This is a genomic window from Stappia sp. (assembly GCF_048261845.1).
Lineage (GTDB): Bacteria > Pseudomonadota > Alphaproteobacteria > Rhizobiales > Stappiaceae > Stappia.
Window position 1 is genome coordinate 1 of sequence record NZ_JBLXFR010000093.1, and the last position, 9,883, is coordinate 9,883.

Below are 9,883 nucleotides of genomic sequence, written 5' to 3' on the forward strand. Positions count from 1 at the left end.
GGATACTCCGACCCCTGCGACAGGGGATACGGTTCGCCTGCGGGCACGCCTGATGCCGCCGGCACCCGCCGTCATGCCGGGCGGATACGACTTTGCCTTTCGTGCCTATTTCGACGGAATCGGGGCGAGCGGTTTCGCCTTCGGCGGGGTCGAGCCGGTCCCGCCGGTCGACGACGGGGCGGTGCCGTGGGACCTGCGCGCATCCGCCGGCATCGAGCGGTTGCGCAGCGGCATTGCCGGGCGGATCCGCGCGGCCCTGGGGGACACGACGGCGGCCGCCCTCGCGGTGGCGCTGATCACCGGCGACCGATCCGGCATTCCACCCGATGTCACCGAGGCGCTGCGCACGGCCGGCCTTGCGCATATCCTGGCCATTTCCGGCCTTCACATGGCACTCTTTGCTGGCTCGGTCTTTTTCGTGCTGCGGGCGCTTTTCGCCCTGTCTTCACGGCTTGCCCAGGACTGGCAGATCGATGTCTGGGCGGCAGGGGCGGCGCTTGCCGCTGCGGCCTTCTACCTGGCGATATCGGGCGGATCGATCGCCACGCAGCGCGCCTTCGTGATGATCGCGCTGGTGCTGGCGGGGCGCCTGTTCGGGCGGCGGGCCCTGACATTGCGCAATGCGGGCGTCGCCATGCTGCTGATCCTGGCGGTCACACCGGAAGCTCTCGTCGACCCCGGGTTCCAGATGTCGTTTGCCGCCGTGATTGCGCTGATCGCGGCCTATGAGGAGATGACGCGGCGGCGGGTCGCGGCGAACCGGGGGGCGCCGAAACGGGACGACGGCGCACCGGTTTTCGGTCTCGCCGGCAGTGTTGCCGGCGGCCTGGTGACCTGGTTCGGCGCGATCCTGCTCACTTCGCTGATTGCCGGGGCGGCGACGGGAGCGATCGGTGCCTATCATTTCCACCGGATCGCGCCGCTCGGGCCGCTGGTCAACCTGGTCGCCATGCCGGTGGTGACGATCGCCGTCATGCCCTTCGCCGTTCTGGCGCTCGCGCTGGTCCCGTTCGGCCTCGAGGCGCTTCCCCTTGTTGTCATGGGGGGTGCGGTCGACCAGGTGGTGGCCGTGTCGCAATGGGCCGCCAGCCTGACGCCCGGGGAGGGAACCGTCGGCGCGCCTTCGGTCGCCGGAACGGTGCTGGCTGTTCTGGCCGGAACGATGGCCTGTCTGGCGCCGCGCGGGTTCCGGCGTGTCGCGCTGGTGCCGCTCTGCGTTTCCGCGTGGTTCTATGCAACGCATCGCCAGCCGGACATTCTGGTCTCGGCGAACGGCACGACGCTGGCCCTTCGCGATGCCGGCGGTGCGCTGCGGGTCACGGCACGGCCGTCGAGTTTCATTGCCGAGGTCTGGCTGCGCGCCGACGGGGTGGGCGGCGATGCCCGTGCCCGGCGTCATCTGCCCAAATCCGCGATGTCCTGCGATCCGCTGGCCTGTCTGGTGCGGGCGCACGGGGCGAAAGGGGCGAGGCCGCCGCCTTCAACGAAGGCCTTGCAGCACCCGCCAGAGGCTGGGAGCCGGGCCGGCAAGAGCGATGCGCGCAGCGGAGAAAAGGGCGAAGACGGGCCGGGCAATGGCAGTGCTGCCGGACAAGGCACGGCCTTGCGGAGCCGGGATGAACGGGAAACGGTCTGGAAGGGCAGGGACGGGCAGGGCAGGGACGGGCTGGGCGCGAGCGCGGATCACGAGGGCGAGCTTGCCACCGGCCCGGCGGACAGACCACCGTCGCTGCTTGTCTCGATTGTCCGCGACCCGGCCGCCTTCGCGGAAGACTGTGCGCGGGTGGACATGATCGTCTCGGCCCATGACGCACCGGCCGGCTGTGCTGCGCCGCTTGTCCTTGACCGCGCGCGGCTTTCCCGCGACGGCACCACGGCCATCTACCTGGGCGAGGCCTCGAACGCTTCGCCGGTCACGGCCATCGTGCCGAGCTACACCCGTGTGCGACCCTGGACGCCGCGCCCCGGGATGGCACGCTAGAAAAGGCCGCGCCTGACCGGTTTGTCCTTTCGGCCCAAGCTACCGAAACTCGCCCGGACCGTCACGCATGTGCCGTGCGCTGGAACGCAGGCAAGGGCCTGTGCGTCACCCTTCGTGCGCCTACTCAATAGCGGCGGAAGAGCGAAACCAGCTTGCCCTGGATCCGCACCCGGCCGGGGCCGAAGATGCGCGTCTCGTAGGCGGGGTTGGCGGCCTCCAGCGCAACGGATGCGCCCTTCTTTCGCAGCCGCTTCAGCGTTGCTTCCTCGTCGTCGATCAGGGCAACGACGATGTCGCCGCTGTCGGCAGCATCCGAGCGGCGGATGACGACCGTATCGCCGTCGAGAATGCCGGCCTCGATCATCGAATCGCCCCGCACCTCAAGCGCGTAATGGTCGCCGCCACCGAGCAGGTCGGCAGGCATCGAGATCGTGTGGCTGTGCGACTGGATCGCCTCGATCGGCACACCGGCGGCGATGCGGCCCATCACCGGAATGGCGATGCTGTCATTGGCGGGCTCGGGCAGGGCCGGCGCAGGCTGGGCCGGGCGCGGCTTGCCGAGGGATCCCTCGATGACCGCGGGCGAGAAGCCCTGTCCACGGGACGCGGCAAGGCCGGGAGCAACCGATTCCGGCAGCTTGACGATCTCCAGCGCACGCGCCCTGTTGGGCAGCCGGCGAATGAACCCGCGCTCCTCGAGCGCCGTGATGAGACGGTGAATGCCCGACTTGGAACGCAGGTCGAGCGCGTCCTTCATCTCATCGAAGGACGGGGGGACGCCGGTCTCCTTCAGCCGTTCGTGGATGAACAGAAGCAATTCGTGCTGCTTGCGAGTCAACATCCGCGTGGTTCCCCAACTTCCTCATTCGGCAGCGACAGGACGGCGATGCGGCGCGACAGGCCGAAAAGCCACGCCCGTGTCCAGTCCGTACGTGGTGCCCGGCCGCTTTGAACCGCATCCGCTGCGATGTGCGTCCGCCGCTTGAACGGCGTCGGTCATCGACTTGTCTGGCCGGATGCTTCGCGACTCAGGCTACGTACAAATCATGAACATAGTCTAACCGTTCCCGGCTTGTTCCACAACATGCCTTCGGAAGAATGCAAGAAAGCGCGGGGCGAGAGCTCTATCGGCGGGGCAGACGGATGACCGGGACGCGGGCGCCGGCGGCCAGCGGGCCGGCATGGGGCGGGCGCACGACAAGGGCATCGGCGCGGGCGAGCGTCGCCAGCATGGAGGAGTCCTGCCGCTCGGACGGGGCGACGCTCTCGCTGCCGTCATCGGCCCGCCGGATGGTGGCGCGCAGATAGTCTTCGCGCCGGTCGTTTCCGCCGATGTCGACGGCAAGCGGCAGGTGCTCGCGGTCACGCGCGGTGATCTCACGGCCAAGCAGCGTCTCGATCAGCGGGCGCAGAAACAGGATGGAGCAGACGAGGCTGGAGACCGGGTTTCCGGGCAGGCCGAGAACCCGCATGCCCTCGATCCGCCCCGCCATCAATGGTTTGCCGGGACGCATGGCGATGCGCCAGAAGGCGAGATCCATTCCCGCCTTGCCCAGCACTTCCTGAACGAGATCGTGATCGCCGACGGAGGCGCCGCCGAGCGTTACCAGGATATCGGAGCTTGCCGCACGCGCGGCGGCGATCGCGGCCGCGATGGCCTGGCGGTTGTCGGGCGCAATGCCGAGCTGCAGGGGCTCGCCGCCGCAATCGGCAACAAGGGCGGCAACGCCCGCGTGATTGGAGGCAATGATCTGGTCGGGCCCGGGTTCCGTGCCGGGCTCCACCAGTTCGTCGCCCGTCGCCAGGATCGCCACTTTCGGCCGGCGCCGGACCGGCAGCACGGCGTGGTTCATCGCGGCCGCAAGAGCAAGCTCGCGGAAACCGACACGCTCGCCGGCGCGCAGAAGCACCTCGCCTTGCGCGAAGTCCAGCCCGGCGGGCCGCACGAAACGGCCACGGGTGGCCGTTTCCAGAACGGCGATCGTGTCGCCGTCGCGGGTGGCGTTTTCCTGGATCAGGATCGTGTCGGCGCCTTGCGGAACGGGCGCGCCGGTGAAGATGCGCAGGGCCTCGCCGGGGCCGAGCGTGCCGGCATAGCCGTGGCCGGCCGGTGCCTCGCCGATGACGCGCAGGGCGGCGGGAAGTGTGGCGATATCCTCGGCGCGGACCGCGTATCCGTCCATGGCGGAGGCCGCGAAGGGCGGCTGGGTACGGGTGGCGGCAAGGTCGTCGGCGAGAACGCGGCCGTTGGCGGCGGCAAGCGGGACGTGCTCGGTCCCGACCGGTTCGACATCCGCAAGCAGTCTCGCCAGAGCCTCGTCGACCGAGATCAGCGACATGTCAGCCGCCGCTTTGCGGGGTGTCGCCGGCAACCGACCAGTCGCCGGACTTGCCGCCGGATTTCGACAGCACGCGGACGCCGCCGATGGTCATGCCCCGGTCGACGGCCTTGGCCATGTCATAGACGGTGAGGCAGGCGACAGAGCAGGCGGTCAGCGCCTCCATCTCGACGCCGGTCTGGCCGGAGAGCTTGGCGAAGGCGGTGACGCGCAGGCCGGGGAGTGTCTCGTCGGCGGTGATGTCGACGGCGACCTTCGACAGCGCCAGCGGATGGCAGAGCGGGATGAGTTCATGGGTGCGCTTGGCCGCCATGATGCCGGCGATGCGCGCGGTGGCGATCACGTCGCCCTTCTTTGCCGTGCCGGAGAGGATCATCGCCAGCGTTTCCGGCTTCATCGTCACGTGACCCTCGGCGGTCGCCTCACGGGTGGTGATGTCCTTGGCCGAAACGTCGACCATGTTGGCCGCGCCGCTGTCGTCAAGATGGGTGAGGCGGGGAGGCGAGGCGCTCATCGGCAAGGATCCGTCATTCGGCAGCGGCGCTGGCCGGGCGTGTCAGCAGGGCCCGCGTCGCGGCTGCGACATTCTCCTGGCGCATCAGGCTTTCGCCGATGAGGAAGGTGGAGATGCCGCAGCGTTCCATGCGGGCGAGATCGGCGGGCGTGAACAGCCCGCTCTCACCGACAACGAGGCGTTCGCCGCCGATCTTCGGCGCCAGCATCTCGCTGGTCTCGAGCCGCGTCTCGAAGGTCTTCAGGTTGCGATTGTTGATACCGATCATCGGCGAGGAGAGCTTCAGGGCGCGGTCGAGCTCGTCGGCGTCATGGACCTCGACAAGCACATCCATGCCGAGATCAAGGGCGGTGGCCTCCAGCGTTGCCGCCATGGCATCGTCAACCGCCGCCATGATGATCAGGATGCAATCGGCGCCCCAGGCGCGCGCCTCGAACACCTGATAGGGGTCGTAGAGGAAGTCCTTGCGCAGGGCCGGCAGCGAACAGGCGGCGCGCGCTGCGACGAGACAGTCCGGCGCGCCCTGGAAGGACGGCGTGTCGGTGAGGACGGAGAGACAGGCGGCGCCGCCTTGCTCATAAGCACGGGCGAGCGCAGGCGGATCGAAATCGACCCGGATCAACCCCTTGGACGGGCTCGCCTTCTTGATCTCGGCAATGAGGGCGAACTGGCCGGCTGCCTGTTTTGCCCGCAATGCCGCGAGAAAGCCGCGCGGCGCGTCGGCTGCGGCCGCCCGCCGCTCGATCTCGGACTGGGGAACGGCCAATTTGGCGGCGGCGATCTCCTGGCGCTTGTAGGCCTCGATACGGGCGAGAATGTCAGTCATGGGTCACGGGCGCCTCGTTGGAGACCTCGACAAGGCGCGACAGGCGGGCAAGCGCGCTGCCGCTGTCGATGGACTGCGCGGCCATGGCGACGCCCTCGGCAAGGTTCGCGGCGCGGCCGGCAACGACCAGCGTTGCGCCGGCATTCATCAGGACAGTGTCGCGATAGGCGGTTTTCGCCCCTTCGAGCACCGCGCGCAGGGCAACCGCGTTTTCCGGTGCTTCGCCGCCTTTCAGGTCTTCCGGCCGGCAGGTCGCGAGCCCGACTTCGCCGGGAGTGACCTCGAACACCCGCACCTTGCCGTTTTCCAGCGCGGCGACCGTCGTCGGGCCGGTGGTGGTGATCTCGTCGAGCCCGTCGGAACCATGCACCACCCAGGCGGCCTGTGACCCGAGGGTTGCCAGCACATGGGCGATCGGCTCGACCCATTGCCGGGCAAAAACACCGACCATCTGCCTCCGGACGCCGGCCGGATTGGAGAGCGGCCCGAGAAGATTGAAGATCGTCCGCGTGCCAAGCTCCGTTCGCGCCGGGCCGACATGCTTCATCGCCGAATGATGGTTGGGCGCGAACATGAAGCCGAGGCCCGCCTCGGTGATGCAGCGCGAGATCTGCGCGGGCGAAATGTCGATGTTGACGCCGAGCGCCATCAGGACATCGGCCGCGCCCGACTTCGAGGAGAGCGAACGGTTGCCGTGCTTGGCAACCGGCACGTCGCAACCGGCGACAACGAAAGCCGAGCAGGTCGAGATGTTGACGCTGCCCGAGGCATCACCGCCGGTTCCGACGACGTCGACCGCGTCGGCGGGCGCCGATACGGGGACCATCTTGGCGCGCATGGTGGCGACCGCCCCGGCGATTTCCTCGACGGTCTCGCCGCGCACGCGCAGCGCCATCAGGAAGCCGCCGATCTGGGCAGGGGTCGCCGCGCCCGACATGATCACCTCGAAGGCGGCTCGCGCCTCTGCCTGACTCAGCGCGTTGCCGTCGGCCGCCTTGGCGATCAGGGTCTTGAGATTGCTCACTTCGTCGTCCTTTCGAACGGGCGGAGCGAAGGCGCTCAGCTTCCGCCCTGTCCGATCACCCGGTTGATGTTGGCCTGATTGACGCTGACGCCGAGGCGCGCCTCGCGCTCCCCGACATACTGGCCGATCACGGAGTTCTGCAGCGCGTCGGCAAGACGGGTATCGAGCGCCGCGATCTCGCCGGCCTCGCGGAAGAAGGCGGGCGCGGAAATGCCGGTCACGCGGTAGACGATCCGCCGCGCGTCGGGCTTGCTTGCGCTGCCAATGGTGCCGACCGGTCCGGAAAAGACCCCGTCGATCGCGTCGGCCGGGATCGCGGCGTTTTCGCCCGTCCGCTTCAGGCCGGACTGGGTCGCGACCTCAAGGCCGCGTTCCGTGGCAACAGCCTCGAGCGTCTTGCCGGCGTCCAGTTCCTTGACGATTTCGGCTGCCAGCGCGTCGAGGCGCTCGGCGCGCTGCTCCCGCGTCCAGGCATCGACCGCCTGCGCGCGCACTTCGTCGAGCGTGCGGTCGCGGGCGGGCGTCACCTCACGCACCTCGAACCAGAGGAAACCGGTACGGCCGAGCTGTAGCATGTCGGCCTCGATGCCGACGTCGCTTTCGAAGACATCGGAAATCAGGTCCGGCGCATCGGGGAGCGCGACCTTGGCGCCGGATGCGTCCTTGCCGGCGGAATCGAATGCCGAGGGCATGTCGAGCGTCAGGGAGAAGCGCTCGGCGACCTCGGTCAGCGTGGCACCGCCCGCACGGGCATCCTCGATCTCGTCGTGAAGATCGAGCACCTCGCGCTCGGCAAGCCGCAGTGCGACTTCCTTGCGAAGGTCCGCGGCGACTTCATCCAGTGGCGTCTTGCGGGCCTCGGTGACCTGCGTGATCTTGAGCAGAACGTTGTTGAGCCGGCCTTCGATGATCTCCGAGGTCTCTCCCTCTGCGAGCGCGAAGGCGGCTTCGGCAATGGCGGGGTCCAGGAGTTCCTCGCGGGCCATGTTGCCGAGTTCGACCTGCTCCACCGTGGTGCCGCGCATGGCGACGATGTCCTCGAAGGTCTTGCCCTCGGCAAGGGCCGCGCGCGCCTCGGCAACCGCATCGGCGCTCGGCAGGGCGAGCTGCAGGATACGGCGACGCTCGGGTTCGCCGAAGCGCTCGCCGGAGGCGTCATACTCGCGCTGAAGGTCCTCGGCGCTGATCTCGTCGGCGCGTGCGATCTTTTCCGGTGTCAGCTGCAACAGGGCGACCTGACGATATTCGGGCGCGCGGAAGTCGGCCTTGTTCTCCTCGAACCAGCTTGCAAGCGCGGTCTCGTCGGGGGCCGGGATCTCGCCGGCAAGGGCGGCGTCGAACTCGACATAGTCGACCGTGCGCTCCTCGTTGGCATGGCGGTTGAACGCCTCGAGCATGGCCGCAGGCGTCTTCAGGCCGCCGCTGATGGCGTCCGCGATCTGGCGGCGCTCCTCAAGCAGCCGACGCTCGGCGACGAACTGGTCCTCGGTCAGGCCGTTGGCCTGGAGGATGGCGGCTAGGCGGGCGCGGTCGAATCCGCCGCTGGGCGCCTGGAAGGAGGGAGCCGTCTGGATCAGCCGCACCAGTTCCGCATCCGAGACACCCAGATTGTAATCCTGCGCGGTCTCGTTCAGCGCTGCTTCGGCAACGAGACGCCCAAGCACCTGACCGGGAATGCCGAGCGCGGCACCCTGCACGGTGGACAGGGGACGGCCGATGTTGCGGCCGATGGAATCGAGCTCGCGGCGGTAGGCACTGTCGAAGTCGACGATCGAAACCTTGCGGTCGCCCACGGTTGCGACCTGGTCTCCGCCAATGTTCAGGAGGTCGCCCGAGATACCCCAGATGGCGAAGCTGATCACAAGAAGGCCGATCAGGAGTTTGGAAATCCAGGACTTTGCGCCGGCGCGCAGAGTGTCGAGCATTGCAGGTTCCGTTATTTCTTGGGCGACAGGGCAGCGTGGCCGTCGGTTCGGCCATGCCAAGGCGGGCGGATCATAGAGACGAGGGGCGCGGGGAGCAAGGCGGTACAAGGCGTTGCGGGCACCTTGCGGCGAACGTTCCGGCGGTGCGTCTTGATTGCCGGCGAATTTCTGGTAGCACCGGCGGTCAGTACGGGACATTCGGGAAAACCGCCGGTTCCGTTCGACACGCCATTTCAAGGGAGCACCATGCCGATGACGACCAAGCCGCTGATCGCAGGCAACTGGAAGATGAACGGGCTGTCCTCGGCGCTTGGCGAGCTCGACACGATCGCGCGCGCCGCGCGGGGCGGGCTTGCCGCCAGGGTCGACCTCACGATCTGTCCGCCGGCGACGCTGATCGCCGCCGCTGCCGCCATCGCGGGTGACAGCGGGCTCGCTGTCGGGGCGCAGGATTGCCATGCGGCGGCCAGCGGCGCCCATACCGGCGACCTGTCCGCGGAAATGCTGGCCGATTCCGGAGCACGCCAGGTGATCGTCGGACATTCGGAGCGGCGCGCGGATCACGGCGAGGACGACGCAACCGTCGCGGCCAAGGCGGAGGCGGCCTGGCGCGCCGGTCTCGTCGCGATCATCTGCGTCGGCGAGACGGAGGCGGAGCGCCGGGCAGGGCGCGAGCTCGACGTGGTCGGGAGCCAGCTTGCGGGATCGGTTCCCGGCGGCGCGACAGCGGAAAACTGCGTCATTGCCTATGAGCCCGTCTGGGCGATCGGCACGGGACTGACGCCGACGCCGGAAGACGTTGCCAGCATGCATGCATTCCTGCGCGGCGAACTGGGCAAGCGCTTCGGCGCGGCGGGCGCCGCGATCCGGCTTCTCTACGGCGGATCGGTCAAGCCGGCGAATGCGGCGGAGCTGATGTCGGTTGCCAATGTCGACGGCGCGCTTGTCGGCGGGGCGAGCTTGAAAGCGAGCGCTTTCCTGGCCATTGCCGAGGCGGCCGGCTAACCGGAAGCGTGCTTTGCGGCCCATGCGGGAGCCGCAGGGCCGCCCCGCGCTGAAGGTTGGCCGATCAAGGGTGGAAACACCCGTGGCATTGGTGTAGAACGCGCAGCAAATCCGACAACCAAAGACTGGTCCTCGATGGAAACCGTTATCAGCGTTATCCGCCTGATGGTCGTGCTTGCGCCCGTCCTGGTCGTCCTCCTGCCGCGCGCCGAAGGCGGCGCGGTGGGAATCGGCGGGGGCGGGGGCGGCGGCTCCGGTGAGGGAGACAG

The 9,883-nt window shown here is 68.5% G+C and carries 8 protein-coding genes; 2 read left to right on the plus strand and 6 right to left on the minus strand.

Translation table 11 applies throughout. The annotated features are described in order from the left end of the window. Window positions 1-1,981 (plus strand): ComEC/Rec2 family competence protein (locus ACN0T5_RS20360; RefSeq protein ID WP_417770436.1); only part of this gene is annotated, 1,981 nt, incomplete at its 5' end. Window positions 1,982-2,105: 124 nt separating this feature from the next. On the opposite strand, the gene lexA is transcribed toward ACN0T5_RS20360, so the two are convergent. The 6 genes from lexA to ACN0T5_RS20390 all read right to left on the minus strand — a co-directional run bounded on the left by lexA (window position 2,106) and on the right by ACN0T5_RS20390 (window position 8,609). Continuing rightward, complete coding sequence (gene lexA / locus ACN0T5_RS20365) at window positions 2,106-2,822, minus strand: transcriptional repressor LexA (protein WP_417770437.1); 717 nt, start codon at window positions 2,820-2,822, stop codon at window positions 2,106-2,108. A 283-nt stretch (window positions 2,823-3,105) separates the two neighbouring features. Continuing rightward, complete coding sequence (gene glp / locus ACN0T5_RS20370) at window positions 3,106-4,320, minus strand: gephyrin-like molybdotransferase Glp (RefSeq protein WP_417770438.1); 1,215 nt, start codon at window positions 4,318-4,320, stop codon at window positions 3,106-3,108. A 1-nt stretch (window position 4,321) separates the two neighbouring features. Beyond that, the gene (gene moaC / locus ACN0T5_RS20375) at window positions 4,322-4,834 is read right to left on the minus strand and encodes a cyclic pyranopterin monophosphate synthase MoaC (protein WP_417770439.1); all 513 of its coding nucleotides are present in this window, start codon (window positions 4,832-4,834) and stop codon (window positions 4,322-4,324) included. A gap of 13 nt (window positions 4,835-4,847) precedes the next feature. Further along, window positions 4,848-5,660, minus strand: a complete 813-nt coding sequence (gene trpC, locus ACN0T5_RS20380; protein ID WP_417770440.1) for an indole-3-glycerol phosphate synthase TrpC — start codon at window positions 5,658-5,660, stop codon at window positions 4,848-4,850. Beyond that, entirely contained in the window at window positions 5,653-6,684 is a 1,032-nt protein-coding gene (trpD, locus tag ACN0T5_RS20385) for an anthranilate phosphoribosyltransferase (protein WP_417770441.1), read from the minus strand. Before trpD ends, trpC begins: the two co-directional genes overlap by 8 nt. Before the next feature lie 35 nt (window positions 6,685-6,719). Further along, complete coding sequence (locus ACN0T5_RS20390) at window positions 6,720-8,609, minus strand: SurA N-terminal domain-containing protein (protein ID WP_417770442.1); 1,890 nt, start codon at window positions 8,607-8,609, stop codon at window positions 6,720-6,722. Between the two features lie 246 nt (window positions 8,610-8,855). On the opposite strand from ACN0T5_RS20390, the gene tpiA reads away from it, so the two are divergent. Then, the gene (gene tpiA, locus ACN0T5_RS20395; protein ID WP_417770443.1) at window positions 8,856-9,614 is read left to right on the plus strand and encodes a triose-phosphate isomerase; all 759 of its coding nucleotides are present in this window, start codon (window positions 8,856-8,858) and stop codon (window positions 9,612-9,614) included. Window positions 9,615-9,883: the final 269 nt, after the last annotated feature.

Coding starts and splice junctions, on each gene's coding strand:
- lexA (WP_417770437.1), bottom strand. CDS start 2,822: ATGTTGACTCGCAAGCAGCACGAATTGCTTCTGTTCATCCACGAACGG.
- glp (WP_417770438.1), bottom strand. CDS start 4,320: ATGTCGCTGATCTCGGTCGACGAGGCTCTGGCGAGACTGCTTGCGGAT.
- moaC (WP_417770439.1), bottom strand. CDS start 4,834: ATGAGCGCCTCGCCTCCCCGCCTCACCCATCTTGACGACAGCGGCGCG.
- trpC (WP_417770440.1), bottom strand. CDS start 5,660: ATGACTGACATTCTCGCCCGTATCGAGGCCTACAAGCGCCAGGAGATC.
- ACN0T5_RS20390 (WP_417770442.1), bottom strand. CDS start 8,609: ATGCTCGACACTCTGCGCGCCGGCGCAAAGTCCTGGATTTCCAAACTC.
- tpiA (WP_417770443.1), top strand. CDS start 8,856: ATGCCGATGACGACCAAGCCGCTGATCGCAGGCAACTGGAAGATGAAC.